13 protein-coding genes, 1 tRNA gene and 1 pseudogene are annotated in these 16,132 nt (G+C 68.5%); 8 read left to right on the plus strand and 7 right to left on the minus strand.

All coding sequences use genetic code 11. The features are described 5' to 3' along the window. Positions 1–19 precede the first annotated feature (19 nt). Positions 20–1,388: pseudogene (locus CA606_RS15920) on the minus strand (glycosyltransferase family 4 protein). Positions 1,389–1,476: 88 nt separating this feature from the next. Here CA606_RS15920 and CA606_RS15925 point away from each other — a divergent pair. Then, positions 1,477–2,688, plus strand: a complete 1,212-nt coding sequence (locus tag CA606_RS15925; RefSeq protein WP_096053653.1) for a glycosyltransferase family 4 protein — start codon at positions 1,477–1,479, stop codon at positions 2,686–2,688. Positions 2,689–3,037: 349 nt separating this feature from the next. Here the strand turns inward: CA606_RS15925 and CA606_RS15930 are convergent, their stop codons facing one another. Beyond that, positions 3,038–3,328 carry a hypothetical protein gene (locus tag CA606_RS15930; RefSeq protein ID WP_181242913.1) on the minus strand — a complete coding sequence of 97 codons (291 nt, stop codon included), beginning with the start codon at positions 3,326–3,328 and terminating at the stop codon, positions 3,038–3,040. A 34-nt stretch (positions 3,329–3,362) separates the two neighbouring features. Here CA606_RS15930 and CA606_RS15935 point away from each other — a divergent pair, with 34 nt between their 5' ends. Further along, positions 3,363–3,644 carry a hypothetical protein gene (locus CA606_RS15935; protein WP_181242635.1) on the plus strand — a complete coding sequence of 94 codons (282 nt, stop codon included), beginning with the start codon at positions 3,363–3,365 and terminating at the stop codon, positions 3,642–3,644. A gap of 3 nt (positions 3,645–3,647) precedes the next feature. Here the strand turns inward: CA606_RS15935 and CA606_RS15940 are convergent, their stop codons facing one another. Next, entirely contained in the window at positions 3,648–4,031 is a 384-nt protein-coding gene (locus CA606_RS15940; protein ID WP_096053651.1) for a nucleoside transporter, read from the minus strand. 175 nt (positions 4,032–4,206) lie between these two features. Between CA606_RS15940 and fixK the strand changes: the two genes are divergently transcribed. Then, positions 4,207–4,857, plus strand: coding sequence for a transcriptional regulator FixK (gene fixK, locus CA606_RS15945; protein WP_096053650.1), 651 nt, complete (start codon positions 4,207–4,209; stop codon positions 4,855–4,857). A 106-nt stretch (positions 4,858–4,963) separates the two neighbouring features. Here fixK and CA606_RS15950 read toward each other — a convergent pair whose 3' ends face one another. Further along, the gene (locus CA606_RS15950; protein ID WP_096053649.1) at positions 4,964–6,277 is read right to left on the minus strand and encodes an MFS transporter; all 1,314 of its coding nucleotides are present in this window, start codon (positions 6,275–6,277) and stop codon (positions 4,964–4,966) included. A 134-nt stretch (positions 6,278–6,411) separates the two neighbouring features. Between CA606_RS15950 and motA the strand changes: the two genes are divergently transcribed. The 3 genes from motA (at position 6,412) to mnmD (ending at position 9,688) form a co-directional block, all read left to right on the plus strand. Continuing rightward, the gene (gene motA / locus CA606_RS15955; RefSeq protein ID WP_096053648.1) at positions 6,412–7,278 is read left to right on the plus strand and encodes a flagellar motor stator protein MotA; all 867 of its coding nucleotides are present in this window, start codon (positions 6,412–6,414) and stop codon (positions 7,276–7,278) included. Positions 7,279–7,388: 110 nt separating this feature from the next. Beyond that, positions 7,389–7,715: a hypothetical protein gene (locus CA606_RS15960; protein WP_096053647.1), complete on the plus strand. Its 327-nt coding sequence runs from the start codon at positions 7,389–7,391 to the stop codon at positions 7,713–7,715. 197 nt (positions 7,716–7,912) lie between these two features. Next, on the plus strand, positions 7,913–9,688 hold the full coding sequence (gene mnmD / locus CA606_RS15965) for a tRNA (5-methylaminomethyl-2-thiouridine)(34)-methyltransferase MnmD (protein ID WP_096053646.1): 1,776 nt from the start codon (positions 7,913–7,915) through the stop codon (positions 9,686–9,688). Between the two features lie 252 nt (positions 9,689–9,940). Here mnmD and CA606_RS15970 read toward each other — a convergent pair whose 3' ends face one another. After that, positions 9,941–11,158 carry an OmpA family protein gene (locus tag CA606_RS15970; protein ID WP_096053645.1) on the minus strand — a complete coding sequence of 406 codons (1,218 nt, stop codon included), beginning with the start codon at positions 11,156–11,158 and terminating at the stop codon, positions 9,941–9,943. A 257-nt stretch (positions 11,159–11,415) separates the two neighbouring features. On the opposite strand from CA606_RS15970, the gene CA606_RS15975 reads away from it, so the two are divergent. Both CA606_RS15975 and CA606_RS15980 read left to right on the plus strand, forming a co-directional pair. Next, positions 11,416–13,392, plus strand: a complete 1,977-nt coding sequence (locus tag CA606_RS15975) for a M10 family metallopeptidase (protein WP_096053644.1) — start codon at positions 11,416–11,418, stop codon at positions 13,390–13,392. Between the two features lie 340 nt (positions 13,393–13,732). Next, positions 13,733–15,352, plus strand: coding sequence for an AbgT family transporter (locus CA606_RS15980; RefSeq protein WP_096053643.1), 1,620 nt, complete (start codon positions 13,733–13,735; stop codon positions 15,350–15,352). Positions 15,353–15,464: 112 nt separating this feature from the next. Here CA606_RS15980 and CA606_RS15985 read toward each other — a convergent pair. Then, positions 15,465–15,539 (minus strand) — tRNA-Val (locus CA606_RS15985). A 109-nt stretch (positions 15,540–15,648) separates the two neighbouring features. Next, a complete protein-coding gene (gene cpdR, locus CA606_RS15990) occupies positions 15,649–16,005 on the minus strand; it encodes a cell cycle two-component system response regulator CpdR (RefSeq protein WP_010918630.1) in 357 nt (118 codons plus the stop codon). Positions 16,006–16,132: the final 127 nt, after the last annotated feature.

Here is a 16,132-nt window from a genome sequence, read left to right on the forward strand (position 1 = left end):
CCACTTTCGGCGTCACGCTCTAGCGCGCCGTCATCGCTGCGGCCTGGGCGTCCACCAGCCCGGCGGGCCGTCCGGTCCAGACCCGTGGCTCGGGCGCGGCCGTCTCGGGCCGGCTGGGCGCCATCGCGCGCGCGTCCAGGGCCTCGGCGTAGATATCGACCACCTGGTCCAGGATTTCGGTCCAGCGATAGGCCGCGCTGCGGGCCAGGGCCTTGGCGCCCATCCGGCGTAGGCGGTCCTGATCCTGACCAAGCCCCCGGAGCGCGTCTGCGTAGCTCCCAGGATCGCTCGGCGAGCACAGGATCGCATCAAGACCTTCCCGCAGCAGAGCGCGGGTGTTGGGCGCGTCGGCGCAGACCATGGCCAGGCCCGACGCCATCGCCTCCAGGTTGACGTTGCCGAAGGTCTCAGTCGTGCTGGGATTGAGGAAGATATCGCCGCTGGCCAGCGCCGTGGCCAGCGCCTCGCCCGTCAGGAAGCCCGCAAAGGTCGCCGTCGGTAGGCGGTCCTGGAACCAGGCCCGGGCGGGACCATCCCCGATGATCAGCACTTGCGGCGGGGGCCCCGCCGCGGCGAGGCGGTCGATGGTCTCGGCGAACGCCGCCAGACCCTTCTCCATGACCAGGCGGCCCAGGAAAACGATGACGGGCCGATCGGGATCAAAGCCCTGCGCCGCGCGCCACGCCGTGCTACGGCGCCCCGGATTGAACAGCTGGGCGTCCACGCCGCGCGCCCAGGTCCGGACCTGAACGCCCAAGCGCTGCGCGCGCAGCTCATCCCCGATCGCCTCGGTCGGCGTCATGACATAGTCGCACGCGCCGTAGAACCGCCACAGCCGCCGACGCGCCACAGCGCGCAAGCCGCCCAGCCCGTAATAGTCGAGATAGGAGTCAAACAGCGTATGGAGGCTGGCGACCACCGGCGTCTTGAGGCTTCGCCCCAGCTTCAGCGCGGCCGATCCGAGCAGGTCAGGCGCCGAGAGGTGAATGAGGTCAGGCGCGAACGCCTCGACATCGCGCCTGATGGCGGGCGGAATGCCCAGCGCCAGGCGATAGTCCTTGCGGAACGGGATGGTGACCGAGGGCACCGAAACAAGCTCGCCGACGGGGGCGAAGGCCGGCGTGGGCGAGGTCGGCGAATAGATCCGCACCTGCGCGCCGGTCGTGCGCTGCACGTGGTCGACCAACCGGTTCAGCGACTTGTTGGCCCCGTCGAGCGTGTAGTTGTAGTTCCCTGAAAACAAGGCGATCCGCGCCGGACGCGAGCCGTTGGCGAACAACGAGGCCTTGGAATCCATCGCCATGCTTTCCCATGAGCGCCGGGGACGTGGCCCAGGCGGCTCCGCTCCCCCCCAGGAAGCGGCTCAGTCTAAGCGTTAGAGCAGGCAACGCCGTCGTTTTTGTGAAGGTCGTTTACGCACGACCGTCACGGTACTGATTTACCGGTGGCGGACGTGTTCTTCTGGGGGGCCGCCGGATGCGGATCGTGGACGTCGCCGAGTTCTATTCGCCCACCGGCGGGGGGGTCAGAACCTATATCGACCGCAAGTTCGAGGTGGCGGCCCAGCTTGGCCACGAGCTTTTCGTCATCGCTCCCGGGCCGGAAGACCGATTCGAGCCGCGCCCGTCCGGCGGCGTGTTCTGGGTGCGCGCGCCGCGCCTGCCGTTCGACGCCAACTACTACATGTTCTGGGACGCCGCGCCCGTGCACAAGCACCTGGACGCGCTGGCGCCCGACCTGGTGGAAGCCTCGTCTCCCTGGCGCGGGGCGTGGGTTGTCGCTCGGTGGCGCGGGCGCGCGGCGCGGTCGATGTTCATGCACGCCGACCCCGTGGCGATCTATCCGCAGCGGTGGCTCGCAAGCCTGGCCAGCCCCGATCGCATCGATCAGTGGTTCGAGTGGTTCTGGCGCTATCTGCGGTCGCTGCGGGGGCATTTCGACTCGACCGTCGCCGGCGGACACTGGCTGGCCAAGCGCTTTGAGCAGCACGGCCTTGGCCCCGTGGCCGGGATACCGCTGGGCATCGATCGGGCCGCGTTCTCGCCCACCTTGCGGGACGAGGCGCTCAGGTCACGGCTGCTGGAGGCCTGCGGCATGCCCCACGACGCCAAACTGGCCCTGGCGGTCGGACGGTTCCATCCCGAGAAGCGATGGCCGATGGTGATCGAGGCCACCGTGAAAGCCTCCAAGACCATCCCCATCGGCCTGGTGGTGGTGGGCGATGGCATCGATCGGGCCCGCGTGCGGCGCGCCGCCGCCGGTCAGCCGAACGTCCACCTCATCCCGCCGATCCGCGATCGCCCCCTTCTGGCGGCCCATCTGGCCAGCGCGGACGTGCTGGTGCACGGCTGCGACTCCGAGACCTTCGGCCTGCTGCCCGCCGAAGCCATGGCCAGCGGCCTGCCTCTGGTCGGCCCCAATCGCGGCGGCTTCGCCGATCTGGCCCAACCCGCCAGCGCCGAGATCTACCCCTCCGGCGATACAGACGCCGCCGCCGCCGCTATCCTGCGCCTGTTCGCGCGCGATCCCGCACCCCTCCGGTCCGCCGCGCTGGAGGCCGCAGGCCGCGTCCGACATGACATCGACCACTTCGCCGAGCTATTCGATCACTACCAGACGCTCGTGAAGCCCGCCTTGGACCCCAGCATCACGGTCGCCACACCCGCCGCCGGAGGCGCGAGGCCTTGACCGCGACGCCCACCCTGAACACCCCCGCGCCGCCCGCGCCAAACCCGGAGGCATGGAACCCAAAGGCCCCCTCGCTCTGGTGGAATGTCCTGGGCGTGGCGGTTTCGGTTGGCCTGGTCGCGGCGATCCTCTTCCAACTGGACGGCGCGACCGTCGATGCGCTGAAGATGATCGTCCAGCTGCCGCTCGCCGTTTGGCCGGCCATGGTGCTGCTGTACCTGACCCAGCCGATCTGCGACTTCGCCGTATATCGGCGGACCTGGAACCTGCCCCCGTCGGGCATCGGGGTTCTGCTGCTCAAGAACGTGATCAACGAAACCGTCCTGGGCTACAGCGGCCAGGCCTATCTCTATGTGTGGGCGCGGCGGGCGAGCGGGGCGGATGTCGCGCCGTTTGCGGCGATCAAGGACGCCAGCATCATCTCGGCGTTGCTGGGCAACCTGCTGACCCTGGTCCTGGCGGCCGTCAGCGCCACGCAACTGAGCGAACTTGGCCTGGTCAAACAGCTTGGGCCGGCGCTCTGGTCGGGCCTCGTGCCCATCGCGATCTCCGTCGGCCTGCTGGTCTTCGGCCGCTGGGTGTTTTCGTTGCGACCCGGCCTGCTGCTGTTCGTCACCGCCGCCCATGGGCTGCGCATCATTGTCTCCACCGCGCTGACCGTGATGATCTGGCGCATGGCCCTTCCGGAGGTCGAATCCGGCGTCTGGCTGGTGCTGATGGCCGTTCGCTACCTGGTTTCCCGCATTCCGCTGCTGGCGAACAAGGATCTGGTGTTCGGCAATCTGATGGTCTTCCTGCTGGGACCGCAGGCCGTGGTGGCGGTGCTTCTGGCGGCGCTGGCCCTGGCGACCTTGCTGATTCACCTGGGCGTCATCGTGATCCTGGGCGCCGTCGCGCTGGCGCGTCATCTGGTCAAGCGCATCGCGCGCACCACGCCCTTCGCCGCGTCTCCGTAAGCGTTAGAGCTGCAGCCCGGGCGCGGCCCGCGCCAGCAGCGTCGAGAGTTCACGGCCCAGCTTATCGTCCAGAAGCGGCTTTTCCACGAGGGTGACGCCGGTGACGCCTCGACGGGCCAACCGCTGAGCATCGCCGGTCAGCACGATGGTCGGACGGCCGGCGGTCGGCGGCGGTACGGTCGCGTCGCCGTCGTCGATGACCACGCAGGCGGCCGCGCCACAGTCCGAACAGTTCAGGCAGCTGTGCGTATCGGCGGGCGCGCGCACCATGTAGCCGTCAGTCTCCAGCGAGAACCGCAGGGCCTCGCGCAGCGCCTCATCCTCCACCAGGAGGAGGATCATGGGACGGTCGGGGTCGCCGTCCGACAGGTCGGGCCGGTCGCACATGACCGCATGTTGGCCACAGGCGCGCGGCCCCGGCCTTGATCGGAGTCAAAATCCTCGACCTCAGCATCGCCGCCTAAGGGACTCCCCTTAGCGGACCGCCCCTTAGGCGCATGCCCCGAATATCGGATCGGTTTGAGATGGCGCAAAAAACCCACACCAAACGAAGGGGTTTCCCATGCTGTCTCCGATCCGCGCCAAGACGGTCGACAACGACCATTTCTTCGACGCCGTCCTGCCCGCGCCGGGGGCCTGCGCTCGCTTCCACCGCGACGAAGAGATCTTCGGCGAGGGCGAGGCGGCCGACTATGTCTATCAGGTCGTGTCGGGGTCGGTGCGCACCTACCGGATCCTGCGTGACGGCCGCCGCCAGATCGACGAGTTCCACTTCGCCGGCGACTATTTCGGCCTGGAGATGAGCGAAACCCACCGGATCAACGCCGAGGCCATGTCGGACGCCACCGTGCGGATGATCCGCCGCGGGGCGCTCAGCGACTTGGCCGCCCAGCGCAGCGACGCAGCGCGGGCGCTGTTCCGCCTGACCGCCGAGGGCCTGCAACGCTGTCAGGACCACGTGCTGATGCTGGGCCGCCGGTCGGCGCAGGAGCGCGTGGTGGGCCTGCTGCTCGACATCGCCACCCGCACCCGCGCCGACGCCGAACTGGACGTGCCGATGAGCCGCCAGGACATGGCCGACTATCTGGGCCTGACGATCGAGACCGTCTCGCGCACCCTGACCAGCCTGCAGGACGAGGGCCTGATCGCCCTGCCGACCGTTCGCCACATGGTGCTGAAGGACCGCCGCGCGCTGGAGCGCCTGGTCGCTTAAAGCCAGAGTATTTTTCGAGCGAAGTGGTTCCGGTTCGCGTGAAGAAAAATGCGCCAAAACGAAAGACTAGAGCTCACGGCCTGACGCAGTCAGGACGTGAAATGCTCTAGACGCCGCCCTCGTCCGACCGTTCCAGGCCCGCGATCGCCGCTTCTTCGTCGGCGTCGCCCTGGTTGACCGAGCGCAGCATGACCTGCCGCAAGGCGTAGACCAGCATGGCCAGCAGGATCACCGTGTTGAGCACGAACGGCGCCCAGCCGATCTGCTGATAGAGCAGCACGAACAGCGGCGCGACCACGACGTTCAGGCCGTTGATCGCGGCGATCGCCCCGGCGGCGCCGGCCTGGTCCTTGGCCTCGACCGACAGCGACGCGCCCGCCGTGAAGCCCGGCCGGGCGAAGCCGTAGCCTAGGCTGGCGATGGCGTAGCCGATAGCCACCGCCGCGTAGTCGGGCGCGAAGGCGACGACGATGTTGCCGAGGGCCGCGGCCGCCACGCCCCAGCGCATCAGCTCGCGCGGCCCCATGCGGAACATCCGGATCAGGCCCCATTGCGCCAGCAGGCCGGCCACCGCGCCGGCCGCCATGGCCAGGGTGATGAAGCCCTGCGCCTTGATCGGCGACAGGCCCAGCTTGTCAATGATCAGGAACCCCAAGGTCTGGGTCTGGGCCGTCTGGCAGGTGGCGACCAGAAAGCCGAAGATCAGGAACGGCTTGAGGCGCGGGTCCTTCCAGAGCGCCGCGCTCTCGCCCCGCCACGGCAGACCCATGCGCCGACGCGGCGGCGTCTCGCCGCCGCCGGGCTTGAAGGTCTCGGGCAGGCCGCGATGGACCACAAACAGCATCGCTGCGGCCAGGGCTGCGAACGCGACCATCGGACCGGCCAATCCGATGATGGGCAGAACAAACAGCGGGGCCAGCAGCGGCCCGACCACGGTGCCGAGCCCGAAGGCGCCGGCCAGGCTGGCCATCGCCTGGGTCCGTTCCTCGCGGCGGGTGCGATCGGCCAGATAGGCCTGGGTGGCGGGGTTAGCCGCCGAGCCGAAGCCGCCGAACAGCGCGCGCGCCAGGAGGAACAGCACGAAGATCACCATCGGCGGCGCCAGATGGTGCAGTCCCGCCGACACCACGATCGCGCACAGGGTCATCGAGACGGCGAACCCGGCCAGGCCCAGCACGATCAGGGGCTTGCGCCCGCGCAGGTCCGATTGCCGGGCCCAGAACGGCGAGGTCACCGCCCAGAGCACCGCCGACAGCGAGAAGATCCCAGCCACCAGCGCATCGGGGATGCCGATCTCGCGACCGATCGCCGGCAGAACCGACAACATGCCGGTGTTCCCCAGGGCGGTCGCCACCGACACGCCGAAGAGAATGGCGAACGCCCGCCGGTTGCTCCGGCTGTCTTGAGTCTCCGCAGTCATCAAACAACCGTTAGACCCGCGTTCCCGCCCGCGCAATGTGTCGCGGGCCGTCGCGCGATCGACGGGCGGGCGAGAACCTTGGATTAATCATTAACCGCGATGATGCGCCGTCAAACTCGAGGTGCGCCTACGCCATGTTCCAGATCATCGGCATCGTTCTGCTCTTCGCCCTGGTGTTCGGCTCCTACATCATCTCGGGCGGCAAGATGGACGTGATCATTCACGCCGCGCCGCACGAACTGATGGCCATCGGCGGCGCCGGCGTCGCCGCCTTCCTGATCTCGAACTCGATGACCGTGATCAAGGCCACCCTGGCCGGCTTCGGCACGATCTTCAAAGGTCCCAAGTGGAAGGCGCAGGACTATCGCGACCTGCTCAGCCTGCTGTTCCTGCTGACCAAGACGATGAAGTCCAAGGGCGTCATCGCCCTGGAAGCCCACATCGAAAAGCCGCAGGAAAGCACGATCTTCTCGCGCTACCCCAAGATCGCCCACGACCACTTCGCCGTCGACTTCATCTGCGACACCCTGCGGATGATGACCATGAACCTGGAGGATCCCCACCAGGTCGAGGACGCGATGGAGAAGCAGCTCGAAAAGCACCACCACGAAGCCCACCAGGCGGCCCACGCCCTGACCCAGCTGTCCGACGGTCTGCCGGCCCTGGGTATCGTCGCCGCCGTGCTGGGCGTCATCAAGACCATGGGCTCGATCACCGAGCCGCCGGCGGTGCTGGGCACCATGATCGGCGGCGCTCTGGTGGGTACGTTCATGGGCGTGTTCATGGCCTATGGTCTGGTCGGCCCGATGGCCACGCGTCTGGGCGCGGTGCTGGACGAGGACCACGCCTTCTACAAGATCATCCAGGCCGTTCTGGTCGCCCACCTGCACGGCAACGCCGCCCAGATCTCGGTCGAGATCGGCCGCGGCAACGTGCCGACCGCCTGCCAGCCCAGCTTCGCCGAACTGGAAGAAGCCCTGTCGCAGATGCCCAACGAATAGGTCGGGGATACCCTACCGACTCGTAACTTGCGCGGCCTCTCGAACCGGTATTCCTATCGGGGCGATGACGTCGCCGCCAAGGCGACGCGGCCAATCGAAGGGGAAACCTCATGACCTCCACCCTGATCCGTAAGCTGCTGATCGCCGGCGTCGCGGTCTCGGCCCTGTCGCTGACCGCCTGCGGCAAGAAGGAAGAGGCCGGCGCCGAAGACGCCGCCGCCCAGGCCGCCGCCGCTGACGCCTCGACCGTGACCGACGCCGCCTCGGCCAAGGACCAGGCCGCCGCCGACGCCAACAAGGCCGCCGCCGACGCCGCCGCCGCGCCCGTCGATCCGGCCGACGCCGCCGCCACCGGCGCCACCTCGACGACCGCCCCCGCCGAAACGACTGCGCCGGCCGAAGCCGCCAAGCCGGAAGAGAAGAAGGCCGCGCACTAGGTTTTGAGCAAAATACCGATCTCCCCGGCGAACGCCGGGGCCCCGATCAAAGTGACCAGCGCCCTTCGTCGAACCCCGGCGGAGGGCGTTTTTACGTCCAACGCACAAGCTGAATCTGGGCCCCGGCATTCGCCGGGGAGATCGGTGTGCGGACTGCGACCTTGACGCCCCGCCCTCGCAGGCGCTGTACGAGCCCCATGACCCCCACCGTCCCTTCCCCGCTGGTCTGGCGCGACGACGGCCTGCCGCAGTCGAGCCTTTACGGCGACGTCTATTTCTCCAGCGTCGATGGGCTGGCTGAGACGCGGGCGGTGTTCCTGGCGGGCTGCGGCCTGCCTGAGCGCTTCGCCGAGCGGCGCGACTTTGTGGTCGGCGAGCTGGGCTTCGGTTCGGGGCTGAACATCGCCGCCCTGCTCGATCTGTGGCGACGCGAAAGGCCCGCCGGCGGTCGACTGCACATCTTCTCGATCGAGGCCCATCCGCTGTCGCGCGACGAGGCGGCGCGGATCTTAGCCCACTGGCCCGAGCTGGGCGAGGCGGCGCAGGTGCTGCTGGACCATTGGCCCGGCCGCGCGCGGGGCTTTCATCGGGTGGACCTGCCCGGCTTTGACGCGGTGCTGGACCTGGCGGTGATGGATGTGGTCGAGGCTCTGGACGCCTGGGATGGCCAGGCCGACGCCTGGTTCCTGGACGGCTTCTCACCCGCCCTGAACCCGGCGATGTGGCGCGACGAGGTGCTGGCGGCGGTCGGCGCGCGCTCGGCGCCCGGCGCGCGGGCGGCGACCTTCACGGTGGCCGGCGCGGTGCGTCGGGGCCTTTCGGCGGCGGGCTTCGAGATCGCCAAGCGCCCGGGCTTTGGCCGCAAGCGCGAACGGCTGGAGGCCTGGCGCCCCGGCGTACGTTCAGCCCCCCCTCGCCCGCAGACCCTGGCGATCATCGGCGCGGGCGTAGCGGGCGCGTCCCTCGCACGGGCGGCGCGGGCTGCTGGCCTGTCGGTGGTGGTGATGGACGACCCCGAAGGGTCCGCCGCCTCCGGCAATCCCGCCGCCCTGGTGACCCCGGCGCTGGACGCCGGCGGCGGGCCGCGCGCGGCGCTTTACGCCCAGGCCCTGGCCCGCGCCGTGGCGCTGTACGAGGCGCAGCCCGAGGCGGTGATCGCCCGCGAGGTGCTGCAGCTGGCCGCCGGCGAGCGTGACCCCGCCCGCTTCGCCACGGTCGCGGGCCAGGACCTGTTCGAACCGGGAGCGATGCGGACGCTGGAGGCCGAGGACACCCGCGCTCGCCTGGAGACGTCCACGCCCGCGCTGGCCATGGCGGGCGCGCGGGTGATCGCGCCGACCGAGGTGACGGCCGCCTGGGCGGGTCCTGTCGTGCGACGTCGGGTGGCGAGCGCCGAACGTGACGGCGAGGGCTGGCGGCTGCTCGACGCGGCGGGACAGACCATCGCGCGCGCCGACCGGCTGGCCCTGGCCGGCGGCGCGGCGGGAGCGGATCTGCTGGCCGGGGCTCCCTTGCGCCCGGTCCGGGGACAGGCCAGCTGGACGCGCGGTCATGGCGCCCCGGCGACGGCCTTTGGCGGCTACGCCATCCCGACCCGCGAGGGCCTGCTGTTCGGCGCCACGCATGACCGGGACGACACCCAAACCGACGTGCGTTCCGAAGACCATGCGCGAAATCTTGCGACGCTCGCCAAGGGCCTGCCGGCGCTGGCCGACCGTCTGGCCGGGGCGACCTTCGAAGGCCGCGCCGCCGTCCGCGCCACCACACCCGACCGCCTGCCGCTGGCGGGTGTTCGCGAGGACGGCGTGATCGTGCTGACGGGCCTGGGCTCTCGCGGCTTTTGCCTCGCGCCGCTGTTGGCCGAGCACCTGGTCGCGCGCCTGCTGGACGTCCCCTCGCCCTTGCCGCGCCAATTGTCGCACCTGCTCAAACTGACGCGTTTCGACTCGCCTGAGACGCGCATCGGCGTATAGTCGAACACGGTTATTGGAGCGCCGCCGGCGACGGTGGGGAGCTCCTGGCCCCACGAGAACAGATCTGGCCGGCGCCCCCTTCACAGCCGGCCACGTGACGGCGGACCGCCGCCCTCTTGGCCCGCCGGATCAGACGCTCCCGACGCCCCATCGGGAGCGTCTTTTCGTTGGGCGCTCGGCTCTGAGATCACCCACCCAGAAAAAAGGGGCCGGCCTCGCGGCCAGCCCCCAATTCCAGCGATCAAGGCTTCCTTATTGGAAGTTGATCGAGACCGACGAACGACGGTTCAGCGGTTCCTTGACGCCATCGCCGGTGGCGACGGCCGGAGCGCTTTCGCCCTTCCAGTCAACCGCCACGGTGGCGGCGTTCAGGCCCATGCCCACCAGACCGTCAGCCACGGCCCGCCCACGGCGTTCCGAGAGCTTGCGGTTATAGGCGTCCGAGCCCGAGGTGTCGGTGTGGCCCGTCACCACGACGCGGGTCGCGTTACCGCCCTTGGCGTAGTCAGCGGCCTGCTGGACCACGGCCTGAGCTTCCGGCGTCAGCACGTACTGATCGAACGGGAAGTAGACCACGAACTCACGCGACTCATAGGCCGGCGCGGCCATCGGTGGCGGGGGCGGCGGCGGCGGAGGAGCCGGCTCGGGAGGCGGCGGCGGGGGCGGCGGAGGCGGCGGCGGCGGGGGCGGCGGCGGAGCGCCGAAGGTGTAGCGCACGCCCAGGGTCACCGAGGTGTCCTTGTAGCGACCTGAGAACGTGCCGACGTCGGTGATCGAACCGCCGGCCGGACCGGTGTTCTGCGTCACCGAGCCCCAGTCGAGCTTCGAGGTCCGCAGATAGCGGCCCGTCAGGTCCATCGACCAGTTGTCGGCGAAGTTCCAGGCGACGCCGAGCAGACCCTGCAGGGCGAACGCCTGGTCGACGTCATCGAAGTTGGTGTTCTGGAAGATGGCCGCGCCGGCCGGAACGCCCGACAGCTGGCCATAGACCTTGTTGTGAACCCAGGCCGTGCCGGCGCCGACGCCGATGAACGGGCTGAGGCGGGAGTCGCCGCCCATGTCGAAGATGACGTTGGCCATCAGGGTCGAGGCCTTCAGCTCGCCGCCCGGCTCGCCGCAACCCGGAGCCCCGGACGTCCGGCCAACGCCGGGGGCGCACAGACCGATCGGCTGAGCCCCGCTGAGGCCCGCGCCACGCACGCCCTGCATGTCGCTGGGGCGATAGCCGTACTCGGCCTCGACCCGCCAATTGGGCGAGAACCTGTAGCCGACGCGGCCGAAGGCGGCCCAGTCCTTATCGGCGTTGAAGTTCCACTGATAGCCGTTGGAGGACGTCGCCTTGACGTCCTTCGGCTCGTGATAGCCGGCGTCGCCCGCGACGTACCAGCCGCTCAAGGCGCTTTGGGCCGAAGCACCCGAGGCGGCGCACAGCGCAACCGCCGCGACGCCGACCAGCAACCGCATGTTCATTTGAAAACCCTTTTTCCTACGAAAGTCGCGGACCCGACATCTTCCCCGGGACCTGCAGCACAAACGCGCCATGTGCGGATTCAGGTGTGGCGCCAGGGCCACAAAATGGGTGCAATTGCGAGAAATGCGGCGGAGCGCGCCACGCCACGGCGACGCTTGCTCCGACGGCGCGCTGTGCGAACTTGTCGCAAATAGCTAAGATTGCAGAAGAAAATCCCTTTCTCCATACTCGCCTGATTGGTGAGTGGAGCGTGTCGGTGTGTATCCAATGTCAGCGGTATGGCCTGAACCTGCACGATGATTGGAGCCAGGCCGCCATTAGCGGCGGCGGCGAACCGACGGCGTTCGTAGACGCCGACTCGCGCATCGGAACCATCGCCGGGAAAAAGAGCCTGACCGTCGAACAGGCGGCGTCACAGCTTCTGCGCGGCGAGCCGGGCTGGTCGGCGGCCCTCTATACCTCCGCCGTCGTCACCTACGCCTATCGCGCCACCGCCCCCACCAACATGCCGTCTGACACCGGGGATTTTTCCCAATTCAACGCGGCGCAGATCGCCCAGACGGAAAAAGCGCTACAGGCTTGGGCGGACGTCGCCGACATCAAGTTCGTTCGGGTGGGCGAGGGAAGCGCCGGCGAAGCCGCCTACAGCAACGACGCCGCCATGCTGTTCGGTAACTTCTCAAGCGGGAAGGAAGACGCCGCAGCGTTCGCCTACTATCCGGGGGTCTACGCCCCCAGCAACAGATCCGGCGATGTCTGGATCAAGGCGACGCTCGGCTACAACACCAACCCCACCGGCTCCAACTACGGCGGCATGGTGCTGATCCATGAGATCGGTCATGCGATCGGCCTGGCGCATCCGGCCGAATATAATGCTAGCGACGATGTCGATCTGACGTACGCGCTGCACGCCGAGTATTATGAGGATAGCCGTCAGTACACGGTGATGTCGTATTTCGGCGAGGCCAACACGGGGGGCGCCTTCTCCGGCGCCTACGCCACCTCGCCCCTGCTGGACGATATCGCCGCCGCCCAGATGGCCTATGGCGCCAACATGACCACCCGCACTGGCGACACGGTGTACGGGTTCAATTCCACGGCGGGCCGCGACTGGTTCTCGGCGACGTCGTCCTCGAGCCGGCTGGTGTTCGCCGTCTGGGACGCCGGCGGCGTCGACACCCTGGACTTCTCCGGCTACCGCGTCGCCCAAACCATCGACCTGCGATCGGGCTACTTCTCCAGCGTCGGCGGCCTGAAGGGTAATGTCACCATCGCCATGAACGCGGTGATCGAAAACGCCATCGGCGGCACGGCGGCCGACACGATCAACGGCAATACGGTCGACAACAAGCTGACCGGCGGCGCCGGCGCTGACATCCTGGACGGCGGCCGCGGGGTCGACACCGCCGTTTTCGCCGGCGCCTATGGCGGCTACACCCTCACCGCCGGCGCGAACGGCGCCTGGTCGATCCTCGATCGCGTCGGCGGGGACGGAACCGACACCCTGCAGAACATCGAGTTCCTGGCCTTCGCGGACCGCACGGTGGCGCTGGTCGACAGCCGCGTGGCGACGGCGATCAACAATATCCTGCGCCTGCAGACCTTCAGCGCCTCGGCCGAGCCGATCACCAAGAGCTTGGCGGCCACCATGGCCGCCGGGACCAGCTACACCGACGCCATCGGCCAGGTGTCCAAGGCCGCGCTGTCGACCAGCACCGTCGCCGTGCTGGCCTATCAGTTCTTCACCGGCAAGACGCCGACGGCCTTGGGCATGGACTATCTGGTCAATCCCGACGGCGCGAACGCCAACAACCTCAACAGCGCCTACTACCAGTCGTTCAATCTGGAGAACCGCTACATCAATTTCGCGGTCAACCTCGGCAAGATCGGCGAGGGCGCGGCGAGGTTCTCGGCCGACTATGGCGGGCTCAGCCTCTTTGACGCCACGCGCAAGGCCTATGCGACCATCTTTGGCCTGACGCCCACCGACGACAAGGTGCGCGTCCTGATCGATGGTCGCGTCGACTACTTCGCCGCCTACGGGCAGGACGGGCCGAACGGCCAGGGAACCAAGGCGGCGATGGTGGGCTGGCTGATGGCCGAGGCCGGCAAGGCCGGCGTCGGCGTCTACGCCAAGTCGGTGGACGCCCTGTTCGCCGACCAGGCCAGCAAGAACGTCTACGGCGTGGATCTGATCGGCGCCTACGCCAAGCCCGAGTACAACCTCATCTGAACCGCGCAGGCGGATCGCCCGGCGGCCTCAACGGATCGATTTGAAGAAAGCAAGGGCGGGCGGCCCTCCCCCGAAAAGGTCGCCGCCCGAGTTGCTTCACCGGTGGGGTGGTGAAGGGGACGCAGAGCTAGCCGCAGGCGGCCGCGACTAGCAAGCCCAAAATACCCATAACGGGGTTTAGTTCGGCGCAAGTACAACGTCACGTTCAGCGGCGGGGGCGCCAACCCGGCGCGCAGACGCCCAAACCCGGCGCCTAGGGCGAACCTGCAGCTTTACCTTGGCGGCGGCGGCCGCTAGCCATGTCTTTGGAGGGGGCTCCAAAAACTGATCAGGACGCCGAATGAGCGACGCTGCGCCCCCCGTCTCGTCTCCGCCCCCCCGTCAGAAGGGGTTTCTGGGCGCCGTCGAGAGACTCGGAAATCTCCTCCCCGAACCCGTGATGATCTTCGTCTGGCTGATCCTGGGCCTGATGGTTCTGTCGGCGATCGGGCAGGCTCTGGGCTGGTCGGCCTCGATCACCTACGCCGGCGACGAAGCCCCGCAGTTCGGCGAGCTTGAGAACGGCGTCCTGACCTATGCGGCCAGCAGCCTGTTCTCGGAAGCCAATCTGGCCCGCCTGTTCACCGAGATGCCCAAGACCCTGACCAGCTTCGCGCCGCTGGGCCTGGTGCTGGTGGTGATTCTGGGCGCGGCCGTCGCCGAACGCTCGGGCCTGTTCAGCGCCCTGATCCGCGCCAGCCTGCGCGAGGCGCCCAAGCGCATCCTCACGCCCCTGGTGGTGATCATCGGCATGGTCTCGCACCATGCGTCAGACGCGGCCTATGTGGTGTTCATCCCCCTGGCCGGCCTGCTCTACGCAGCGGTGGGCCGCCATCCTCTGGCGGGGATCGCCGCCGGCTTCGCGGCCGTCTCGGGCGGCTTCGCCGGCAATCTGACGCCCGGCCAGTTCGACGTGGTGCTGTTTGGCTTCACGCAGGAAGCCGCGCGGATCATCGATCCGACCTGGACCATGAACCCGCTGGGCAACTGGTGGTTCATCCTGGCCATCGTCGTCGTCTTCACCCCCATCGCCTGGTTCCTGACCGACAAGGTGGTCGAGCCGCGCCTGGGCCTCTGGGGCGGCCAGGCCGACGACGCCCTGAAGGCCGAGCTCGCCAAGTCCGCCGTGACGGCTGACGAAAAGCGCGGCCTGAAGTTTGCGGGCCTGGCGGCCCTGGCCGTGGTCGCCCTGTTCGCGGCGCTCAGCCTCATCCCCGGCTTCACCCCGCTAATCGACGAGACCAAGACCGGCCCCGCCCAGCTGACCCCGTTCTACGGCGCGCTGATCGCCGGCTTCATGCTGCTGTTCCTGTCCAGCGGCGTCGCCTATGGCGTCGGCGTCGGCACGGTGAAGACCGAGGGCGACGTCGTGACCATGATGGCCGACGGCGTACGCTCGGTGGCCCCCTATATCGTCTTCGCCTTCTTCGCCGCCCACTTCGTGGCGATGTTCAACTGGTCGCGCCTGGGCCCCATCGCCGCCATCCACGGCGCCGAGGCGCTGAAGGCGATGAACCTGCCCGCGCCGCTGCTGCTGGTCAGCGTGCTGGGCTTCTCCTCGGTTCTGGACCTCTTCATCGGCTCGGCCTCGGCCAAGTGGAGCGCCCTGGCCCCGGTGGTGGTGCCGATGTTCATGCTGCTGGGCATCTCGCCCGAGATGACCACCGCCGCCTACCGCATGGGCGACAGTTTCACCAACCTGATGACGCCGCTGATGAGCTATTTCCCGCTGGTGCTGGCCATGACCCGGCGCTGGGACCCCAGCATGGGCGTGGGCTCACTGCTGGCCCTGATGCTGCCCTACGCTCTGGCCTTCATGGTCGCCGGCGTCCTGATGACCCTGGCCTGGGTCGCCTTCGACTGGCCGCTCGGCCCGGCCGCGCAGGTCCACTACACCCCGCCGGGCGGGCTGCTGAAGTAGGCGAGCCCCAAGCCCCCCCGAGGCGCGCGCCCCGCGCCTCGGGGAACCGGGCGCACGAACGCGGCCATCGCCTGCGCGATCGCCGTGGAAGTCTGACTTTTCAGGAAGGGAATGGTGGACGCGACAGGGATTGAACCTGTGACCCCTACGATGTCAACGTAGTGCTCTCCCGCTGAGCTACGCGTCCGCCGAAGCGATCCGAAGCGTCTTCGTGAAGACGTCCCGGCCGGGAAGGTGTGGGGGTATAGCGGCGGCTCGCGGACTGCGCAAGCCGCCTGTCGAAACTTTTTGTGGGATCAGGCCGCCATCATCTTTTCGACCTCGGCGACGAGGTCGCGCAGGTGCACGGGCTTGGACAGCACCTTGGCCCCGGCGGGGGCGCGGTCCTGGGCCGAGAGGGCCACGGCGGCGAAGCCGGTGATGAACATGATGCGCAAGCTGGGATCGCGCGCGGCGGCCTGGCGGGCCACCTCGATGCCGTCCATGCCGGGCATAACGATGTCGGTCAGCAAGAGGTCCCAGGGATGGTCCAGGTGCTGGACGGCCTCTTCGCCATCGGCGCAGGCCTGGACTTCGAAGCCGGCGCGTTCCAGGGCGCGGGCCAGAAAGCCGCGGAGGGAATCGTCGTCTTCGGCGAGGAGGATGCGGGCCATGGGGTCACGTGTCCGGGTCAAGATCGTCGACAGAGGATCCACCTTAGCGCCTTGTCCGTAAATCGGGGATGAACCTAAACGTCGCGGCTGTGGATGGTTCGACCCCAGCGATTGCGATTTGACCGCG

It is taken from the genome of Caulobacter vibrioides (genome assembly GCF_002310375.3).
In the GTDB taxonomy this organism is placed as follows: Bacteria; Pseudomonadota; Alphaproteobacteria; order Caulobacterales; family Caulobacteraceae; genus Caulobacter; species Caulobacter vibrioides_D.

Coding starts and splice junctions, on each gene's coding strand:
- CA606_RS15925 (WP_096053653.1), top strand. CDS start 1,477: ATGCGGATCGTGGACGTCGCCGAGTTCTATTCGCCCACCGGCGGGGGG.
- CA606_RS15930 (WP_181242913.1), bottom strand. CDS start 3,328: ATGATGCGCAGCCCATGGGCGGCGGTGACGAACAGCAGCAGGCCGGGT.
- CA606_RS15935 (WP_181242635.1), top strand. CDS start 3,363: ATGGCCCTTCCGGAGGTCGAATCCGGCGTCTGGCTGGTGCTGATGGCC.
- CA606_RS15940 (WP_096053651.1), bottom strand. CDS start 4,031: ATGTGCGACCGGCCCGACCTGTCGGACGGCGACCCCGACCGTCCCATG.
- fixK (WP_096053650.1), top strand. CDS start 4,207: ATGCTGTCTCCGATCCGCGCCAAGACGGTCGACAACGACCATTTCTTC.
- CA606_RS15950 (WP_096053649.1), bottom strand. CDS start 6,277: ATGACTGCGGAGACTCAAGACAGCCGGAGCAACCGGCGGGCGTTCGCC.
- motA (WP_096053648.1), top strand. CDS start 6,412: ATGTTCCAGATCATCGGCATCGTTCTGCTCTTCGCCCTGGTGTTCGGC.
- CA606_RS15960 (WP_096053647.1), top strand. CDS start 7,389: ATGACCTCCACCCTGATCCGTAAGCTGCTGATCGCCGGCGTCGCGGTC.
- mnmD (WP_096053646.1), top strand. CDS start 7,913: ATGACCCCCACCGTCCCTTCCCCGCTGGTCTGGCGCGACGACGGCCTG.
- CA606_RS15970 (WP_096053645.1), bottom strand. CDS start 11,158: ATGAACATGCGGTTGCTGGTCGGCGTCGCGGCGGTTGCGCTGTGCGCC.
- CA606_RS15980 (WP_096053643.1), top strand. CDS start 13,733: ATGAGCGACGCTGCGCCCCCCGTCTCGTCTCCGCCCCCCCGTCAGAAG.
- cpdR (WP_010918630.1), bottom strand. CDS start 16,005: ATGGCCCGCATCCTCCTCGCCGAAGACGACGATTCCCTCCGCGGCTTT.